18 protein-coding genes are annotated in these 18,789 nt (G+C 68.9%); 8 read left to right on the forward strand and 10 right to left on the reverse strand.

All coding sequences use genetic code 11. The features are described 5' to 3' along the window. The first annotated feature begins 295 nt into the window (after positions 1-295). Positions 296-865, forward strand: coding sequence for a glycosyltransferase family 2 protein (locus ABC766_RS25360; protein ID WP_043353052.1), 570 nt, complete (start codon positions 296-298; stop codon positions 863-865). A 14-nt stretch (positions 866-879) separates the two neighbouring features. Here the strand turns inward: ABC766_RS25360 and ABC766_RS25365 are convergent. Next, positions 880-1,721, reverse strand: a protein-coding gene (locus ABC766_RS25365; protein ID WP_283206341.1) for an IS5 family transposase whose coding sequence is annotated in 2 segments (ribosomal slippage) — positions 880-1,331 and positions 1,331-1,721 — 843 coding nt in all. Because the reading frame shifts where the segments join, the coding sequence is not laid out codon by codon here. Between the two features lie 157 nt (positions 1,722-1,878). On the opposite strand from ABC766_RS25365, the gene ABC766_RS25370 reads away from it, so the two are divergent. Further along, entirely contained in the window at positions 1,879-2,676 is a 798-nt protein-coding gene (locus ABC766_RS25370; RefSeq protein WP_345819760.1) for a glycosyltransferase family A protein, read from the forward strand. 93 nt (positions 2,677-2,769) lie between these two features. Here ABC766_RS25370 and ABC766_RS25375 read toward each other — a convergent pair whose 3' ends face one another. Continuing rightward, the gene (locus ABC766_RS25375; protein WP_345819761.1) at positions 2,770-3,981 is read right to left on the reverse strand and encodes a hypothetical protein; all 1,212 of its coding nucleotides are present in this window, start codon (positions 3,979-3,981) and stop codon (positions 2,770-2,772) included. Between the two features lie 196 nt (positions 3,982-4,177). Beyond that, positions 4,178-6,496 carry a Tex family protein gene (locus ABC766_RS25380; protein ID WP_345819762.1) on the reverse strand — a complete coding sequence of 773 codons (2,319 nt, stop codon included), beginning with the start codon at positions 6,494-6,496 and terminating at the stop codon, positions 4,178-4,180. A 285-nt stretch (positions 6,497-6,781) separates the two neighbouring features. Between ABC766_RS25380 and ABC766_RS25385 the strand changes: the two genes are divergently transcribed. Then, entirely contained in the window at positions 6,782-6,982 is a 201-nt protein-coding gene (locus ABC766_RS25385) for a hypothetical protein (RefSeq protein ID WP_043352604.1), read from the forward strand. A 39-nt stretch (positions 6,983-7,021) separates the two neighbouring features. Here ABC766_RS25385 and ABC766_RS25390 read toward each other — a convergent pair whose 3' ends face one another. The 3 genes from ABC766_RS25390 to ABC766_RS25400 form a co-directional block, all read right to left on the reverse strand. Beyond that, positions 7,022-7,189 (reverse strand): hypothetical protein, encoded by a 168-nt coding sequence (locus tag ABC766_RS25390; RefSeq protein WP_164706379.1) that lies wholly within the window; start codon positions 7,187-7,189, stop codon positions 7,022-7,024. A gap of 158 nt (positions 7,190-7,347) precedes the next feature. Further along, positions 7,348-9,507, reverse strand: a complete 2,160-nt coding sequence (gene mdoH / locus ABC766_RS25395) for a glucans biosynthesis glucosyltransferase MdoH (RefSeq protein WP_345819765.1) — start codon at positions 9,505-9,507, stop codon at positions 7,348-7,350. A gap of 56 nt (positions 9,508-9,563) precedes the next feature. Then, positions 9,564-11,132 carry a glucan biosynthesis protein D gene (locus tag ABC766_RS25400; RefSeq protein ID WP_345819766.1) on the reverse strand — a complete coding sequence of 523 codons (1,569 nt, stop codon included), beginning with the start codon at positions 11,130-11,132 and terminating at the stop codon, positions 9,564-9,566. Positions 11,133-11,287: 155 nt separating this feature from the next. Here ABC766_RS25400 and ABC766_RS25405 point away from each other — a divergent pair, with 155 nt between their 5' ends. The 3 genes from ABC766_RS25405 (at position 11,288) to ABC766_RS25415 (ending at position 12,824) form a co-directional block, all read left to right on the forward strand. Then, positions 11,288-11,884 (forward strand): ribosome hibernation promotion factor, encoded by a 597-nt coding sequence (locus tag ABC766_RS25405; protein ID WP_043380150.1) that lies wholly within the window; start codon positions 11,288-11,290, stop codon positions 11,882-11,884. 143 nt (positions 11,885-12,027) lie between these two features. Further along, positions 12,028-12,495 (forward strand): PTS IIA-like nitrogen regulatory protein PtsN, encoded by a 468-nt coding sequence (gene ptsN, locus ABC766_RS25410; RefSeq protein ID WP_043351295.1) that lies wholly within the window; start codon positions 12,028-12,030, stop codon positions 12,493-12,495. Positions 12,496-12,497: 2 nt separating this feature from the next. Further along, on the forward strand, positions 12,498-12,824 hold the full coding sequence (locus ABC766_RS25415; RefSeq protein WP_043380148.1) for a hypothetical protein: 327 nt from the start codon (positions 12,498-12,500) through the stop codon (positions 12,822-12,824). 103 nt (positions 12,825-12,927) lie between these two features. On the opposite strand, the gene ABC766_RS25420 is transcribed toward ABC766_RS25415, so the two are convergent. The 3 genes from ABC766_RS25420 to ftsE all read right to left on the reverse strand — a co-directional run bounded on the left by ABC766_RS25420 (position 12,928) and on the right by ftsE (position 15,512). Further along, complete coding sequence (locus tag ABC766_RS25420; RefSeq protein ID WP_043758193.1) at positions 12,928-13,704, reverse strand: YdcF family protein; 777 nt, start codon at positions 13,702-13,704, stop codon at positions 12,928-12,930. A 150-nt stretch (positions 13,705-13,854) separates the two neighbouring features. Then, positions 13,855-14,823 carry an ABC transporter permease gene (locus tag ABC766_RS25425; RefSeq protein WP_345819767.1) on the reverse strand — a complete coding sequence of 323 codons (969 nt, stop codon included), beginning with the start codon at positions 14,821-14,823 and terminating at the stop codon, positions 13,855-13,857. Further along, the gene (ftsE, locus tag ABC766_RS25430) at positions 14,820-15,512 is read right to left on the reverse strand and encodes a cell division ATP-binding protein FtsE (RefSeq protein WP_043380143.1); all 693 of its coding nucleotides are present in this window, start codon (positions 15,510-15,512) and stop codon (positions 14,820-14,822) included. Before ftsE ends, ABC766_RS25425 begins: the two co-directional genes overlap by 4 nt. Positions 15,513-15,694: 182 nt before the next feature. On the opposite strand from ftsE, the gene ABC766_RS25435 reads away from it, so the two are divergent. Then, the gene (locus ABC766_RS25435; RefSeq protein WP_345822837.1) at positions 15,695-16,462 is read left to right on the forward strand and encodes a zinc-ribbon domain-containing protein; all 768 of its coding nucleotides are present in this window, start codon (positions 15,695-15,697) and stop codon (positions 16,460-16,462) included. A gap of 153 nt (positions 16,463-16,615) precedes the next feature. Continuing rightward, positions 16,616-17,566, forward strand: coding sequence for a helix-turn-helix domain-containing protein (locus ABC766_RS25440; RefSeq protein ID WP_345819768.1), 951 nt, complete (start codon positions 16,616-16,618; stop codon positions 17,564-17,566). 5 nt (positions 17,567-17,571) lie between these two features. On the opposite strand, the gene ABC766_RS25445 is transcribed toward ABC766_RS25440, so the two are convergent. Further along, positions 17,572-18,699: a glycosyltransferase gene (locus tag ABC766_RS25445; protein ID WP_345819769.1), complete on the reverse strand. Its 1,128-nt coding sequence runs from the start codon at positions 18,697-18,699 to the stop codon at positions 17,572-17,574. Between the last annotated feature and the right edge of the window lie 90 nt (positions 18,700-18,789).

An 18,789-nucleotide genomic window follows, 5' to 3' on the forward strand; every position in this document is an offset into this window, starting at 1 on the left:
TCGTGGGGGTTAATCCGATTGCCGACACTCAAGTCGACCGAAGTGATCCTTAATGAATCGCCATCGAAATCCATTAAGTATTGATGGAAGACGGCGCCGTTCAAGATCCATTAACCATCCGCGGCCATAACCGACGGCGCTCGCCAATTCTGTGGTGCCTGCCCGGCCGGTCTCGATCCGGCGTGGCAGGCGAAGGGAAATGGGGCACACCCTAGTACGGAGCTCAACTGTGATCGCTCAAGCGTCCGGTGATGTTGGCGACCCGGCCCCCTCCGCGCCGACGAAATTTCCCCATGTGGCGATCGCGATCCCCTGCGGGACCATGGTCCACGCGGATTTCGCCGTCAGCCTCGGATCCATGATGCATTCCCTCGGCGAGATGCCGATGTCGATCGTGGTCGGGAAATCATCGATCGTCGCCGACGCGCGAAACCTGGGCCTGGAATACGCGCAGAAACACAATGCGGAGTACGTCCTGTTCATCGACAGCGACATGACCTTCCCGAAGGACGCCCTGCTCAAACTGCTGGTGCGGCAGGTCGACATCATCGGCGCAACCTATTCCCGGCGCACGGCGCCCTTCCATTTCCTCGGCGAAATCCTGCCGGAGCAGCCGGCCGACGCCCCCAAGGGCCTGCTGGAGATGGCTCGGATCCCCACCGGCTTCCTGCTGATCAAATCGACCGTCTTCGAAAGCCTCAAGCGGCCGTATTTCCGGTTCCGCGTCGATGAGGAGGCCGGGGTGAACATCGGCGAGGACTTCGACTTCAGCGACCGAGTCCGTGCAGCCGGCTACCGGATCTGGTGCGATCCGTATCTGAGCAAGGAACTCGGACATATCGGCGAACAGTCCTTCAAGCTCTGAGAGTCTGTCCGGCATCATGATGTTTTCTGACAGAGCTTTCGGGTCATGAGGCGGATGGAGGCCAAGAGGACGAACGCTCGTCCTTTCCGGCTTTTGCATTCCCAATCCTTTGCGAGACGGCGGCAGCGGTTGAGCCAGCCGATCGTTCGCTCGACGATCCAACGCTTGGGCAGCACAGCGAAGCCTTTGGCCTGATCGGAGCGCCTGACGATCTCGACCGTGAGGGTGCGGCAGACCTTGCGAAGGCCATCTTGGAAGGCCGGTCCCTGGTAGCCGCCGTCGGCGAAGAGCTTGAGCAGGAACGGGTAGAGGCCAAACAGCGTGGCCATCACCAGCACGCCGCCATCCCGATCCTGAATGTCGGCGGGATGGACGAGCGCGTGCATCAGCAGGCCCTGCGTGTCGACCAGGATGTGGCGCTTCTTGCCCCTGATCTTCTTGCCCGCATCGTAGCCGGGCGGGTCGATCGAGCGCCCCCCTTTTCCGCGCCCTTCACGCTCTGGCTGTCGATGATGGCCACCGTCGGGCTGGCCTCCCGATCCATCCGTTCCCGGCAGGCGACGTAGAGCGTGTGATGGATCCGCTCCAGCGTGCCGTCATAGTCCCAGAGGTCAAAGTAATCGTGAACCGTCGAGCGCGCCGCCAGATCCTTTGGGATCGCCCGCCATTGGCAGCCGGTGCTCAGCACGTACATCAGGCCGTTCACCACCGCCCGCATGTCGACACTGCGCTTGCCGCCGCCACGCTTGGCTGGAGGGATCAGGGGCTCAATCAGCGCCCACTCGTCATCCGTCAGATCGCTCGGATACCGAAGCTCGCTTCGATCGTAGCGGGCCCGGTTCTCGGTCGTCCACATCAGCAGCCTCCACACAGGCCGCCTTGAATCACAAACCCCTTACATCACTCAATATGTCGCCGGACAGACACTGAGTGACGGCCGGCAATCCGATCGGCCGCGACGCAACTGCGCTCCGCTCTTCCGCGGGCTGCGCTCCAAACGATGAGGCGTGGGAATGCGGATTGCGATCATCACGCCGTCCCGGATGAAACCTTCGACTCTGGCCGGCAAATCCGGCCAGTACTTCCTGGAACACGCGGTCGAGAGCGCGAACAGCCAGGAACTCGACAGGCCGGCGACGATCCATTTCTTCGTCGGGACCGACCCCGAGACCGAGATCCCGGCGCGGCTCGCCGCGCATCCGCAGATCACCTTCGTGCGCGGCGAGCGCAAGGGGCAGATCCCCGCCCTGAACGCGGCCATCCGGGCCGTCGATGAAAGCTGGGACTTCGTCGGCTTCCTGGAGGACGACGACCATTGGCTGCCGCCCTATCTCGGCTTCGCGCTCCGGACCCTGGAAAGCTTCGATTTCGTCTCCTCGACCCAGGTCGAGACGGACGAGGCCGGCGAGGTCGTCCGGATCAACGACTTCCCGACGCCGTCGGGCTGGCTGATGCGTCGGTCCACCTTCGCGCAGGTCGGCGCGATCAACCCCGCCTCGAAATGGCATTACGACAACGAGTGGCTCGGCCGGCTCGCCGAGACCGGCCTGCGCCGCGCCCACCTCGTCGAGGCGACGGCGCCCGGCACTTTCGAGAACGCCGTTCAGGTCCGCCCGTGGCTCGCCAACGTGCTTCGGCTCGGCGGCCCCAACACGCACCTCGTGCGCCACGGCTTCATCCTGCCGCTGGTGTGCCGCCTGGTGCATCCCGGCTCCGGAACCTCGGATGTCGGCCAGGGCGGGACGTCGAGAGTCGAGAGCGACGCCGAGTATCAGCGGCTGATCGACCGCTTCGGCCGCATCCCCTGGTGAAAGGGCGGCTCCCTCCGCCGTTCGAACTCCCGCGAGGCCAGGATCGGGGCCCGCCCGCTTCGGAAAGGGCGTGAATGCCCGACCGTGCGCGTCCTAGGCGGGGCGCGTCTCAGCGCGCCCGCGGACGGCCTGCTGGAAAGCGGAGAACACCCTGCGCATCTGCGGCAGCTTGTAGGGAAACAGGTCCACGGGATCCATGTCGTGGACGACCATCCCGGTATCCGCCTCGAAGATCAGCAGCCGGCCGTCCGTGCTCTCCGCGCAATCGAGGATCAGGTAATCGAGCCCGATCCTTCGGTGGATCTCGGCGAACGCGGCGCGATGGCGCTGCGCGAACGCGGCGTCGAACGTGGCCATGGCGGTGGCCTCCGCCGTCCGCTTCTCGGCATCCTCGAGCATTCCGGCGTTGAGGTAATGAATCATCCAGTGGTCGCGGATGGCCAGGTGACACAGAAACGGGACACCGTCGATCAGAACGACCCGGAGCTTTCGGAATAGTCCATCGGGGCCACGATAATCGCAGAACTGCGTGACGTAGAATCGCTCCGCGGTTGCGTGATCCAGGTAGCGCGTCAGATCCTCGGCCCGATCGACCTTCTGGAGGTCGTTGCCGGCATGGGTATCCAGGGGGCGCACCAGCACCGGATAGTCCAGGCCCTCGGGAAGGCGGGACGCCGAGGCGCTCAGCGCCGCCCGGTCCAGGAGGGCGACGGCAGGCGCCAGGATCCCCTCGGCGCCGCGGAGCGCATCCGCGATCCCGTGCCGGGACGTCTTCAGAACCGCGCGCGGGTGATTGACGATCGGCCGCGACCACCCTTCGGCGGCGGCCGCGACGGCTTCCAAAAGCGGCTCGGCGCCACTCGAATACGCGATGCCCGTGATCAGCACATCGTGCTCCGGCAGGTCGCGCGGCATGTCTTCGCCGGGGCATAGGAAGAGATAGGTGAGGCTGAAATCGTCGTCGTTCAGCAGGAAATCGATCGGGGTGTTGGCCATGAGATCGCCGGCCGTGATGAGGATGAGCACGCGGACCCGCGCCTGATCCGGGTTCGAACGCAGCGAGAAGAGCCGTTGGCCCTGAAGGATGTCGGTCTGGAGCTGCAGCGCCTCGTCGGTGCGGTGCATCAGCAACAGGATCGTCGCCAGATCCATCGCCGCCCCGGCGTCGATGACGCCATCGGGCGATCTGGCGAGGATCTCCTGGGCCAGCGCGGCCATGTCCGAAGCTTCGAAGGCGGCTCTGATGAGGCGTGCCGGGCCGATCATCGGGCTCGGATTGTCAATCCCCGCAGCACGCGCTTGCATCACAGCCTCCGAAAGGGGAGCCGCCGCTGCGATGCGGCCGCCGGTATCCGGCCACAGGGATCGCACAGGGCGGCACGATCCCCGATCTGTGACCGGAGGGAGGTTTACGAAGCGCTAACCATAACGGGGCGCATGCGGGACGTCAGCCGAGGCGCTTCCCGTTCCGCGCCGGCGGTTGCCGCGTGTCTCGCGATGGTCAGTTGCGCCGCGCCGATGCGGCGGCGCGACGGAGCGCTTCCGCCAGCGGTCCGGTCGGCGCGGATTCCGCGGTGGCGTTCGGCCGGGTTCGCGGCGCGTCGATCTTCGATTCGCCCCCGCGTCGGGCGGGCTGAGACGGGTCGACCGGATCGTCGAGCCGCATCGACAACGCGATGCGCTTGCGCGGCACATCGACCCCGAGGACCAGCACCCGGACGACCTCGCCGATCCGGACGATCTCCGTCGGCGATGCGATCCGGCGCCGCGCCATCGCCGAGATGTGGACGAGCCCGTCCTGATGAACGCCGATATCGACGAAGGCACCGAACGCGGCCACGTTGGTCACGACGCCCTCCAGCTGCATGCCGGGCGTGAGATCCCCGATCGTCTCGACACCCTCCTGGAAGCGCGCCGTCTTGAAGGCCGGCCGCGGATCGCGCCCCGGCTTCTCGAGTTCGGCGATGATGTCGCGGACCGTCGGCAGGCCGAAACGCGCGTCGACGAACGGCTCCGGCGCTAGACGGCCGAGGAGGGCGGCATTGCCGAGCAGGACGTGGATGTCGCTCTTCGTCGCCTGGAGGATGCGGCGGACCACCGGATAGGCTTCCGGGTGGACGCCCGACCCGTCGAGCGGGTCGTCGCCGCCCTGGATGCGGAGGAAGCCGGCGGCAAGCTCGAAGGTCTTCGGGCCGAGCCCCGGGACCTTCTTGAGCGCCGTGCGCGTCCGGAACGGGCCCTGGGCGTCGCGATGGGCGACGATCCGCGCCGCCATCGCGCCGCCGAGGCCGGAAACCTGCGCCAGCAGGGCCGGGGAGGCCGTGTTGACGTCCACCCCGACGGCGTTGACCGCATCCTCCACCACCGCGGAGAGCGAGCGCGACAGCTTCGCCTCGCTCACGTCGTGCTGGTACTGCCCGACGCCGATGGACTTCGGATCGATCTTGACCAGTTCAGCCAGGGGATCCTGAAGGCGCCGGGCGATCGACGCGGCGCCGCGATGGGACACGTCGAGATCGGGCAATTCCCGCGCGGCGATCTCCGAGGCCGAATAGACCGAGGCGCCGGCCTCGGAGACCATGACTTTCGCGAGCGGAAGATCCGGGTTCGACGCGATGATCTCCGCGGCGAGGCGTTCGGTTTCGCGGGAGGCCGTGCCGTTGCCGATGGCCAGAAGCTCCACGTTGTGGAGGCGGCACAGGCGCCCCAACGCCGCGACCGCCTCGCGCCAGCGGCGCTGGGGCTCGTGCGGATAGGTGGTCTCCACCGCGACGACGCGGCCGGTGCGATCCGCCACCGCCACCTTCACGCCGTTCCGATAGCCGGGATCGAGCCCCATCGTGGTGCGGCCGCCCGCCGGAGCGGCCAGGAGCAGGTCCTTCAGGTTTCCCGCGAAGACCGTCACGGCCTCATCCTCGGCCCGCTCGAACAGGCGGTTGCGCAGATCCTGCTTGATGCCCACCCGGATCTTCGTCCGCCAAGCCGCGCGGACGGTTTCGACGAGCCAGGGATCGCCGGGGCGGCCCCGGAGGGCGATGTCGAAGCGGCGGCAGATCGCGGTTTCGAACGGTCCGGGAATCCCGGGCGCGGAATCCTCACCCTCCGCGGTGAAGCCGACCTCGAGAATCTCCTCCCGTTCGCCGCGGAAGATCGCCAGGATGCGGTGTGAGGGCATCCGCTCCAGCCGCTCGCTCCAGGCGAAGTAATCCGAGAATTTCGCGCCCTCGTTCGCCTTGCCCTTCCGGACCTGGGAGACGAGCTGGCCGCCCCGCCAGTAATCCGTGCGCAGGCGCCCGACGAGGTCGGCATCCTCGGCGAAGCGCTCGATCAGGATCGCACGGGCACCGTCCAGTGCGGCGTCGACATCGGTGATGCCATGGGCGTCCAACAGGTAGCGCGCCGCCGCCGTCTCGGGCGCGCTATCGGGCCGGCGCAGGAGAAGCTCGGCCAACGGTTCGAGGCCGGCCTCCCGGGCGGCGTGGGCCTTCGAGCGCCGCTTGGGTCGGAACGGCAGATACAGGTCTTCCAGGCGCGCCTTCGTATCGGCGGCCTCGAGGGCTGCGGCGAGAGGCGGAGACATCTTGCCCTGTGCGGTGATGCTCGCGACGATCGTGGCGCGCCGCTCGTTGAGATCGCGCAGATACGAGAGCCGTTCTTCGAGCCGGCGCAACTGCGTGTCGTCGAGGCCGCCCGTATTCTCTTTCCGATAGCGCGCGATAAACGGCACGGTCGCACCGCCATCGAGGAGCGCGACGGCGGCGGCAACCTGCGCCTCCCCGACACCGAGTTCATCGGCGATCAGCGCGTTGACGGCTTTCATGGAAACTCCGGCGGGGTGCGCAGCAGGGATGCGCCGTCTGCCTGAAACGCCAAGCCGTCGGAAACAAGGCGTCCGTCAGGCCCGTTCGCATGCCGCCGCTTCTGCAGCCGGATCCCGCACGCGCTTCGGCATGGTTTCCAGCCGGCGACGCACCGAACCCGGCGGAAGACTCCTCCGAGCCGGACGGGCGGCTCGAAAGCCGTGACGATCATCCCGTGTCGTCATCGGGATGTCACCGGCTGATGCGAGCCTTTCCCTTCGCATGTCCCGGAAAGGCAGGCGCCCGTGCAATTCGAGATCCGTGAGCACAGCCGGTCGCTTTGGTCGTGGGTTCTCGTCAACGAGACCGACGAGCCGGTGCTCGAATCGCGGCGTAGCTTCCCGTCCCGCGCGCAGGCGACGGCGGCGGCGCTCGCCTTTTCCCAGCTGGTTGCGCGGGCCGGGCGGAGTTTGACCGGCGGTCCGCGACCGGTGGGCTTCCTGTAGGGAAGCGATTCCCGGCTTCGGGCCGGACGGCGATTCTTCTCAGGTCGGCCGCGCCCGGTGGCGGAGGAGGCTGGCCACGCTCAAGCAGGCGATCACGCAGCCCACCCCCATCGCGCCGAGGCAGCTGATGGTGCGGACCGGCTCGCCGCGGGCCAGAACGATGGCAAGCGCGAGCGGCAGGAGCAGGAACACGAACAGCAGGGTCATGACCGGATCCGAGTGACGATGGCCGAGTCTAGGATCCGAATGGTTAACCCCTTCTCTCGACACCCGGTCGCGCCCTTGAGCCGGTGCCGCGACGGCTGCGCACAGCGCGAGGACGTGATCGCCGAACGCCCCGCCCGAGATCCCGGCGCGAACCGCGATCAGGCTTGGCTGGTCTCGAGGCGCACGAGACGGTCCACGAGGGCCCGGTCGTGAAGCAGGGCCATCCGCTCCTTCTGGGAGAGCCACAGCTGTGCCTCCGCCACCGTCTCGGCCTCGCAGATCTTGGCGGCCGCCAGCGTCTGGTCGGCGTCGATCGCGCCCCGGGGCCGCCGCTGTCCCTTCGGAAGCATCCGGCCATGGGCGTGCGCAAGGGCGGGATCGGCGTGGATCGCCACGAGGGAATCGGTGTCGTCGTAGCCGCGAGCCGCATTGCGGGTCGCAAGCGCCGCTGCCCGCAGCGCGATCTCCGGCGGCGATGCCTCTTCGGGCGTGGCGAGTAGCATCCGGCGCTTGAGCGCCAGGCCCAGGGTCAATTGTCCGCTCGCCCAGGAAATCGGGATCGCGAGCACCAGACCCAGGATCGTCGGGCTCATCCAGAGGAACAGCGACGTCGCGATCGCGAAGGCCGCGATTCCCGCTACGAGCCCCAGAACCGTGTGCCAGCGGTGACGGCGGACGATGTCCCGCAGCGGGATCGAGCCGTCGTCGCGGCGCTGCGGATTCCAGCCCGTGTCCCGTCCCAGCAGAATGCCGATCACCGAGCCGGACTGGATGACCATCGCCACCGGCGCCACCAGCGCGGAGAGCAGGATCTCGACCAGGCTCGACAGGATGAGCCGCCCGGCGCCCCCGCAGGCGCGCCGCACCGGACCATCCAAGAGGGCCAGGATCAGGCCCAGGACCTTGGGTGCAAGCAGAACCGCCATGGTCAGGCCGAACAGCTGGAGCGCGCGGACCGGATCGAACCGCGGGAAAACCGGCGAGAAGCCCGCCCCCCCGAAATAGTCCGGCCGTTCCGTGGCGGTCTGCAGCACAAGCAGGATGCCGACCACCAGCTGCATCAGCCAGAGTGGCGAGGCCAGATAGCCGGCGATGCCGGTGGCGAAGTGCTGGCGGGTCGCGGGATGCAGCCCCGCGGCGCCGATCACTCGCGCATGTTGGAGGTTGCCCTGCGCCCAGCGCCGATCGCGCACCGCGACGTCGATCAGCGACGGCGGGCTCTCCTCGTACGAGCCCGGCAGGCGGTGGAGCATGTACACCGCCCAGCCCGATCGGCGGATCAGGGCCGCCTCCACGAAGTCGTGCGACAGGATATGGCCGCCGAAGGGGGGCTTCCCGGGCAGATCCGGCAGGCCGCAGGATTCCGCGAAGGCGCGGGTGCGGATGATCGCGTTGTGACCCCAGTAGTTGCCATCCCGCCCCGACCACGCGGAAAGTCCGGCTGCGATCACGGGGCCGTAGATCCGGGCCGCGAATTGCTGAAGCCGGGCGAACAGGGTGTTGCGGTTGATGATCAGCGGCAGGGTCTGGATGATACCGGCATCCGGATCCGCCTCCATGGCGGAGGCCAGCGCCACGATCGCCGATCCGCTCATCAGGCTGTCGGCATCCAGCACGAGCATGTGCTCGTAGTGGCCACCCCACCGCGTGACGAAGTCGCCGATATTGCCGGCCTTGCGATGGTGATTCTTCGCCCGGTGGCGGTAGTAGAGCCGGGCATCGGGACCCAGGCGGCCGCGCAATTCGAGGAAGGCGCGCTCCTCGGCGATCCAGGCATCGGGCTGGGTCGAATCCGACAGGACGTACCAGTCGAAATGGTCTCCCAGTCCCGTGGCCTCGACCGCCTCGCGCATGGCCTCGACACCCGCGAAGGTGCGGGCTGTCGCCTCGTTGTAGACGGGCATCAGGACCGCGGTCCGCGTGGTCAGGGCCGTCGGAGCCGACATCGGACGCGGCCGCCGCAGCAGCGTCCCGAAGCCGAGCACGGCGCTGGTGAAGGCGAGCGCGATCCACGAGAACGTCAGGCAGAACAGGACGACCAGCACGAGCTGGAGCGCAGTCGGATTGCCCGAGACCGACACGGTCTCGACCATCTGCCAGCCGCCGAAGGCGGTCAGCACCAGCGCGCCGCCGAAGACCAGAATCCGCGCCGACCAGGGGTCACGGCCGGGCCGTGCGGGCCGATGGCCTAGGCTCATGTCCCAATGCGACAGATCTTGGACGGGCATGGCCAGCGGCGCTTCGCGCGGCATGCCGCCTCCGTCATCGGGGCTCGCCTCGGCCACGCGCGCGGCGTCAATCGCGGGCGGCAAGGTCATCGTATCGTCGAATCGCACGGTGCAGGTTGGTCCTTGAGGTTGAGGCGGATCGGGGATCACGGTGTCCAGCGGAACAGCCACGACTCGCTGACCCGGGCTTGGCCGCGCCGGAGGGCGAGGCGCAGCTCGCTCGCGCGGGCGCTGCCGGGATCGAGTTCGAACAGGATCCGCAACGTCTTGCGCTCGGGATACCGAAACCGGTCCTGCCGTGTGATCGTCCCGGCCGACGCGCTGAGATCGACGTCGATATCGCCGGGCTGAAACAGCGTGTCGCCCTCGAAGTCGACGGCGAAGAGGCGGCGGCTGCCGGTGCTGCCGTGGCCGCAGCGGCTGTCGCGCACCCGTGCGATCTCCGGAGGCAGAGGATCCGGCCAGCCCTTGGACCAATGCTGACGGCACTGGAAACGCATCTCCAGGCCCTTCGCCAGCTTCGCTTTGGGTCGCCAATAGGCGAAGACGTTCTCGTTCAGCTCGGAATCGCTCGGGATCTCAAGCAGGGTGACGGCACCCTCGTTCCAGTCATCCAGCGGCTCCAGCCACAGGGACGGGCGCTGTTCCCAATGACGCCGGTCATCCTCGAAGTCATCGTACGCGCGGGCGCGCTGCATGAGGCCGAACCCCTTCGGACCCCGATCCACGAAGGCCGAGACCTGGAGGGCCTCCGGATTGTGAACGGGCCGCCAGATCGGCTCGCCGTAGCCGTTGTGGATCGCCAAGCCCTCCACCGAGAAGGCCGCGGCGCGCAGATCGTCGACGCGGTTCCGGTCGAGGGGTCCGAACAGGTAGCTCCCCTGCATGCCGCCGAGCCCGATATGGTCGAGGTCGGCGCGGGCGAAGACCGTTCCTTCGATCGCCGCCGTGGAGACGTCCCGGCCAGGCGTGAGCGTGATCTTGAACGCCGCCGTCGCCGACTCGGAATCGGCGAGGGCATGAACGACGACCGGCTGACCGGGCGCGGGCGTCTCCACGAACAGGGCCCGGAAGAGCGGGAACTCCTCCCCGCGGGAATCGGCCGGCCGCAGGGCCAGCGCGCGGGCGTTGATGCCGAAATCCTGGCCCTCCGCGACGAGCCGGAAAAACGAGGCGCCCTGGAACAGCGCGAAGCTCGATACGTCCTCCGCACCCTCGAACCGGGCCCGGAGGCGGAAGCCCGAGAAGGCGGCGTCGGGTTCGAGATCCGGCAGATCGAGGCCGGGGGCGACGAACGCCGTCTTGTCGTACGCGACGGGCTGAACCAGCCCGTTCTCGATGACGAACAGCGACACCGGCGTCTCGAAGATCGATCCGCGCAGGAGCGGCTCCAGAACGTAGCCCACGTTTCGGTCGGCCCAGAGCGCGCGGCCCTCCGCCGGGTGGATCGCGTCGTACGCCTCCCGGGACAGAGCCTTCAGGACCGCCGGGACGTCGCCGGTCTTCGGCCCCGCATAGGGTGCTGCGGCACGGGCGCGGGCCAGGTCGGTCAGGGTGTTCGCCTCGAAGGCCTCGCCCTTGCCGGGCAGCGCGGGCGCTTTGTCCGGCTCGGCCGAACGGGCCACTGCCGGAAGCAGTCCCGCGGCGGCACCCAGCGTGCCGACCAGCAGGGCGCGGCGTGTCGGTGCGGCGGAAGGCACGGCGTCGATCGTCATGCAGGCAGTCGTCTCACGTCTCGGGAGCCTCCCTGTATACGGACAGGCCGGCTGAACCCAGGGTTAAGCAACCGCCTGAACCGCAAGTGGCTCCGTTGACTTAACCCGAGCCGGCTCTCTAAGTCGGCCGTCTGCATCGAAACGGGGGAGGCAGCATGGGATCGTTGCGAGTCACTGGCCACGGCGTGGATCTCGGAGAGAGCCTGCGCGGCCGCGTCGAGGAGCGGATGTCCGCGATCCAGGCCAAATATCTCGACTCGCACATGCACGATTCCTGCAACGGCCATGTCACGCTCCGGCGTGACGGCACCGCCTTCCGGACGGATTGCGTGCTGCACCTCGTGTCCGGCCTCACGATCGAGGCGAACGGCTTCGCCCACGATGCCCGGGCGAGTTTCGAGCAGACCGCTGAGCGCCTGGAGACGCGGCTGCGCCGCTACAAGCACAAGCTCAAGCAGCACGCCACCGGACCGGGGGACGACGCGGCGATCGAGGCCGCCTATGCGGTGTTCGCTGCCCCGCCGGAGGAGGACGACGAGGACGCCGTCGAGGGTGACGCCCATCCGCCGATCGTCGCCGAAAGCACCAAGACCCTCCAGCGCCGCACCATCGGCGAGGCCGTGACGGCCCTGGACATGACGGGATCCCCGGTGGTCGTGTTCGTCCACGCTGGCACCGGACGCGTCAACGTCGTATATCGGCGCAGCGACGGAGCGATCGGCTGGGTGGACCCACCGAGCGCCGCCGAGTGACGCGATAGGTCGGGAGAAGCGGAGCCGGAACCGGCTGGTTTCCCCACCTATTGATCCAGCAGGGGCGCGGCCGGAACGGTCGACGACGCCCCTGCGACGAGGCCCGCTTCCTCGCGAACGGGTGACGGGGCAACGGTCGTTCGATGCCAGTTCTGGAATTTCTCGACCCCGAGTCGGTCGTGCCGGCCCTGCGCGCCCGCGCCAAGAAGCAGGTGCTGCAGGATCTCGCCGCGCAGGCGGCGCGGCGCCTGCCGGCGCTCGGCGAGCGGCCCGTCTTCGACACCCTTCTCCAGCGCGAGCGGCTCGGATCGACCGGCATCGGTGATGGGGTGGCGATTCCCCACGGCAAGCTGCCCGGACTCGATCGGCTCTTCGGGCTGTTCGCCCGATTCGATCGCCCGGTGGACTTCGACGCCCTCGACGGCCAGCCGGTGGATATCGCCTTCCTGCTCCTCGCGCCCGAAGGAGCGGGGGCCGATCACCTGAAGGCGCTCGCGCAGGTTGCCCGCATTCTCCGCGAGCCGGGCATGCTCACGCATATCCGCGCCGCTCGGGATGCCGGTGCCCTCTACGCCCTTCTGACGCGCTCGACGGCGCCGCAGGCGGCCTGATGATGCCGATCTTTCGGAACACCGCCGCTCTGGCCTTCGCGGCCATCGCCTCGACCGCCGCCGCGGCGCAGGGGGAGACGACCTGCGCCCGCGATGTCCTCGTGGCGCAGTCCATGCAGCGCCAAGCCCTCGACCAGCTCGAGCAGGCCGACGGTGACGACGCCAAGAACTGCCGCATCTGGCGCCGTCACGTGGAGACGATGCGCCGCGTGGCGAGCGTGTACGGGCGCTGCCTGTCGGGCACCGAGCGCAGCGAGCGCCTCGCCCAGGTTCAGGGATCGGACCGGGAATTCTCGGCGGCCATCAAGGCACGCTGCAAGGGTCCGTAGACCGCTGCCGAGCGCCCGTGATCCGGACGGTCACGCGCGGTGATCCACGGATGGCATGGGGCCGAACTGTCGGCTCCGACGGGACGGCGTACCCGGGGCGAGGTCAGTCCACGCCGCGCATCATCAGCGGCTCGGCCACCATCTTCACCGGCTTGCCCCGCCCGATGAGGATCGCGGCGCGCGAGCGCTCGGGGTCCGCCTCGAAGCGCGTACGGACCCAGCTGACCAGGAATTTCATATATTCGGAGGCCAGAAGGCGCGCGGCAGGCGGGTCGTGCCACCAGCGATCGGCGTCGAATGCCTCCGTCACGACGGGATGAGGCAGGACGCGGTCGCTGTCCTGCAGAGCGTGATCGAGTTCGATCAGCGTCCGCGGCATGTGATAATTCGAGGTGACGACCGCGACGGTGCTGAAGCGGTGCGCCCGCATCCAGCGCCGGGTTTCGATCGCGTTTCCGATCGTGTTGCGCGCCCGGTAGTCGAGATCGACACAGCAGGCGATCAGCGCGCGCTGGGTCGGGTTCAGGCGGGCGATCTCGTCGCGGCTGGTCCGCTCGTTGACGCCGGTGATCAGAAGCCGCCGGCCGTAGCCTCCGGCCAGCAGGTCGATCGCATCGCCGATCCGCTGCGCGCCGCCGGTCAGCGCCACGATTCCGTCGGCCCGATCAGACGGCGCACGCTCGTGTCGCGCCAGCGCGCCGACGAAGATCAGGAATCCGGCAAACAATGCCAGCGCGCCCAAACCCGCGCCGAGGCTGCAGGTCCACAGCGCGATGCGCCGCCGGCGGCGCGGGCGCACGACGGCGCGGGGCGGGTGATCCCACACGTGCCAAGCCCAGCCGACGGGGTCGGTCATGAGCGGATCCGATGCGCGCAGCATACGCGTGGTCATCCTCCGGAAGATCGGAGCCGATTGCGGCAACCCGGAGGCCGGCGCCGTCAGCCGTATCAACACCGCGATGATAAAGTTTCCAGATGGTAAACGTGCTATCGAGACTCCCTATTTCCACCTGAACGCGACGTCGCACGCTCACGCCAAGAACCGCCGGACGGTCACGCGCGAGACGATGCCGGTGACCAGAGACGCGATCACGCCGATCAGGAGCACGCTGGCATAGCCGCGCACGCCGATATGGAATGCGCCGAACAGAGCCTCGACCTCTTGGCCGGCCGGTCCAGACCGGGCGGCCCTGGCCAGAAGTCCGGCGATGACGAAGGCGACGAGAGCCAGCCCGGCCCCGATCGCGCCACCCCGCAGGCCCAGGCCGAAGAAGCGCCGCTGAAATGCCCGGGCGATGTAGTCGTCGTCGGCACCGACGAAGTGGAGAACCTCCACGACCTCGCGGTTGCTCGCCATGGCGCCGCGGGTCGCGAAGGTCACGGCGAGCCCGGTGGCGATCAGAACGAGCAGCACGAGTCCGATCCCGATCCCCACGAAGGCGTTGGCGGCGGTCGAGAGCCGCTGCAGCCAGAGGGCGTGGTCATCCAGGCTGGCCACACCCGGCAAAGCCTCGACGAGCCTAGTTCGCAGGCGCTGCAGATCCGCAATTTGGCCGCTCGCGAGCTTGAGGGCGATGAGCCGCGGGACCGGGAGGTCCGAGAGGTCGAGCCCGGTCCCGAGCCACGGCTCGAGGAGGCGCTCGGCCTCGGCCTTGCTGAAGACCCGCGTCTCCGCGATCCCCGGTTCGGCCTTGGCGATGCCGTCGGCGCGGGACACGTCGGCATCGACGTCGCGGCCGGGACCGGGCCGGACCTGGATGGTGACCTCCCGGGCCACATCGCCCTGCCATTGGGCGGCATTCGTCGCGACCATCTCGGCGGCCCCAGCGCAGAGCCCCGCCAGGAAGGTGAGGATCGCGATGACGGCCGCCAACGAGCGGCCGGCCGCGGTGTCGGTGGGGACCAGCGGCGCGTTGCGACGCAGGTTGGCCGGCATCGACGGGTCGGGCGGCACGGCCGATCCGCCGGGCTTCGTCCGCGGGATCGCCTGCGTGCTCATTCCTCGATCCGCAGCCGGCCTTCGCCCAGGACCATCCGGCGGGCGTCGACGGCGTCCATGATGCCGAAATCGTGGGTGGCGATGATGACCGAGGTCCCGAGCTTGTTCAGTTCGAGGAAGAGTCGAAGCAGCCGTCGCCCGAGGCCCGGATCGACGTTGCCGGTGGGCTCGTCGGCGAGCAGCAGGTCGGGCCGCGCGATCAGCGCCCGAGCGATCGCGGCGCGCTGCTTCTCGCCGCCCGAGAGCAGCGGGGGAAGGGCGTGCATGCGCTCGCCGAGGCCGACCCAGCGCAGCAGCTCCACCACCTCGGCCCGATAACTGGCCTCGGCGCGGCCCTGGACGCGCAGGGGTAGGGCCACGTTCTCGTAGGTGGTGAGGTGGTCGAGGAGCCGGAAATCCTGGAACACCACGCCCATGCGCCGCCGGAGTCCGGTCAACGCCTTGGCTGAGATCCCGCTGACCTCCTCGCCGAAGATCGAGACGAGGCCGCGGGTCGGCCGCACCGACAGCAGGATGAGGCGCAGCAGCGTCGTCTTCCCGGCTCCGGAGGGACCGGTGAGAAACTGGAAGGAGCGCGGCGCGATGCGGAAGCTCACGTCGGACAGCACTTCCGGCCCGAGCCCGTAGCGCATGCCGACATTCTCGAACTGCACCACCGGCCGCTCAGCGCCGGGCAGCAGGCTTTTCATGCTCGCCTGTAGGTTCAAGGCCGTGCCGTGTCTCGTCTGTCCATGCCTCGGGAATCGCCGGACGGGCGGGCGTTTTCAAGGCCTCCTGAGTTTCACCGCCGCTTAACCCTGTTCAGCGACACTTCCTCAAGCACTTTTAATTTCCGCCCCGGCTGCGGCCGATCGATGCGAGTATGCGGCGTATGCTGATCGCCTGCCCGAGCTGCGCGAGCGAATATCGCATCGATGCCAGCAAGGTCGGCATGGAGGGCCGTTCGGTCCGCTGTGCCGCCTGTCGCGAGACGTGGTTCATCACGCCGGCCGATGTTCTCGCCGGCCATGAGGCGGAACTCGCCGCGCGGGCCGAGGCCGATCCGCTCGCCGACGCCGCGTGGGAGGAGGCGACGGCCTCGGTTCGAACGGCGTCCGACGTCCCGGCTCCCACCGTCCCGCGAAAGGCCAGGCGTTCGAAATCCGCCGGGAAGGGCCGCCGCGCGATTCCAGGCCTGTCGCCGTCCCTGGCCTTCGGTCTGGTGCTCCTCGCGGCGCTGCCGCTCGCCTGCCTCGCCCGGACGAGCGTGGTCAAAGCCGCGCCGCAGACCGCCTCCTTGTTCGCACGCGTCGGCCTGCCCGTGAACATCCGCGGCATCGAGATCCGCGACGTGGTGGCCTTCACCAACCCTGCCGAGGACGGCCATCCTGCGGAACTGGTGGTGGAAGGCGACCTCGTCGGCGTTGCCCGTAAGGACGCTGCGGTCGCGCCGCTGAGCGTTGAAATTCGCGACGCCGGTGGCCGGACGATCCGCACCTTCTCGGTTGCGCCGCCACGGGCGGTCCTCGCCGCAACCGAGACCGCCCGATTCCGGGCGAGCCTGTCGGCACCACCGTCCGATGGCCGCGCGATCCTGGTGCGTTTCGCCGATGCGTCGGGCGCCCGGCCGGACGCGCGGGTGGCAGCGTCCGAGCGTTGATCGCTCCCGGCGTCGCTCCGCGGCGAGACCATTCGGCTTATCGGCGTCATCTATTTAAGGTTGCGCCGCGACCTCAGATCTGCAATTTGCTTCGTTGAGGTTCCAACGCGCGAAGGCGCGCAGGTTGTTGTTGGCGCCCGGGGCAGACCTGCTTTGAGTGTCCGCGAGACGGTTCCCATCGTCATCCAGACGACCGACACGGTCGAGCAGAAGCGCGCCTTCGATTACTGGCGCAGCACAGCTTTGGCCCGGGTGGACGCGACGATGCTCGCGCCCGATGTGCCGTTCACGGCGGGCCGCAGGCTCGCGGTCTCCACGCACGGCGTGGTCCTGCACACCCTCAGCGGTCCGATCGGGGTCGAGCGCACGGCGCACCATGTGCGCCAGGACGGGCGCGACGACATCGCGATCGCGTTTCTCGTTCAGGGGGGCGGCTTCGTCGAGCAGGGTAACAGCGGCGCCCTGCTGAGCGCCGGCGACATCACGGTCCATGCCATGGATCAACCGTTCGCGATCGGCAGCCGCGACGCCTACGAGGAGATCCGCCTACAGGTGCCCCGTGCCGCCTTCCTGGCGCAAGTGGGCAACGTGCCGGCCTTTATCGGGCGCAAGCTCCGGGCCACGCCGCTTAGCGGCCTGTTCGCGACCTATCTTCGGTCGTTCTCGGAGACGGTCGGCGGCATGACGGAGGCGGAGGCCGGCATCGCGCTGGAGGGCGTGTTGCATCTTCTGCGCGCGCTCGCCGACGGTCAGGGCGACCAGGGGGACAACGATCTCTCCGGCGAAGCCGTCCGGTCTCTGGCCCTCGCCCATATCGAGCGCCGGCTGCACGATCCCGCCTTCGGGCCCGAATCGCTTCCGGCCGCCCTGCGGGTCTCGCGCAGTCGGCTCTACGCGGCCTTCACGGGCGACGAGGGCGTGGCGGCAAAGATCCGCGACGCGCGTCTCGACCGCGCCTACCGGCGGCTGCGGTCGCGCACGAACGGAACCCGGATCGGGTCCGTGATGGCCAATTGCGGCTTCACCGATGCGGCCGCCTTCAGCCGCGCCTTCCGCCGCCGGTTCGGCATGGCCCCACGGGACGTCTTGGAAGGCCGTTTCTGAGGATATCAGATCCGGCTGCCCCGCGGATCCGCGACCGGCCGGCCGGAGGCCGCTGAACCCGCGATCCGCCGCGCGAAGCCTAGGAGGCCGAAACCGAGGCGGAGTGCGGCGACGCCGAGCCGCGCGATCCGGATCTGGCCGGGCAGCTGCCGCGGACCGATGGGACGATAGGCCAGATCCGGGCTGAGCCGCTCAGCCTCGGCGATGGCCTGGCCAAGGGGGAGGGCAGCGATCCGCCGCGCCTCCACGGGGGCGATTCCGATGGCCCGCGCCCAGGCCTCGTTCCGGGCGAGCAGCCCGCGATCGTGCATCCGACGGAACCGCCGGCGCCAGGCGTAGCGCCGCACGGCGCGCGGGAAGGTCTCCATCCGGGCGTCGCAGAGCGCGTCGGGCTCCTCGCAGCGGGAGCGGATCGTGTCGGCGACACCGCCCGGAGCCCGACCGGCGAGTCGCGCCGAGATGGTCACGCACACATCGGTGGCGTGACGGACCCGCAAGCCGTGTTCGAGCAGGCGCGCGATGAAGGCACCGTCCTCCCCGAGGGGGATCTCGGGCATGCCGCCGACCGCAAGGTAGGCGCTTCGGGTCACCGCCAGGGTCGCCCCGATCGCTGTCCGATGGCAAGGCCAGGGATCGTGCGGATCCGGGTCGATCCGCGCCTCGGCCTCGGTGATGAGGGCGTCGTAGAGATCCTCCAGGCGCCCGCGGGCAGGAAGCGAGGGCGGCAGCAGCGCCGCCTCCGCGGCATCGAGCTCGACCCGGCCGGCCACCGCGTCGGCCCCCGCCCGGATCGCCGCGCGATTGCGGGCGACCCAATTGGGCGGGACCCGGCTGTCGGCGTCGGTGGACAGGATGATCCCCGTATTCCCCGCATCACCCAGCCAGGCGGCGGCGGCATCCATCGCCCTGCGCCGGGCCCAGCCGGCATGGGCGCCGGAAAAGTCCTCGCTCAGCACCCGGACCGGGATCGACAGCGTCGGCACCAGGGCCGACACGAGGGCCTCCGTACCGTCCGTGCAGTTGTTCAGGAACAGCACCAGCCCGAGGCGGCCGGGTTCCAGACCCTCCTGGGCGTCGATCGCCTTCAGGCAGGCGGCGATCCGCTCCTCCTCGTTTCGCACGGGTACGGCCACGATCGCATCGGGACACGGATCGTCTGACGGGAGGGCGCTCGACACCGGTGAAGTTCTCCGCCGGACCCGTCGCGCGGGCCCGCATCGGGC

It is taken from the genome of Methylobacterium fujisawaense, from assembly GCF_039619325.1.
GTDB classification, from domain to species: domain Bacteria; phylum Pseudomonadota; class Alphaproteobacteria; order Rhizobiales; family Beijerinckiaceae; genus Methylobacterium; species Methylobacterium fujisawaense.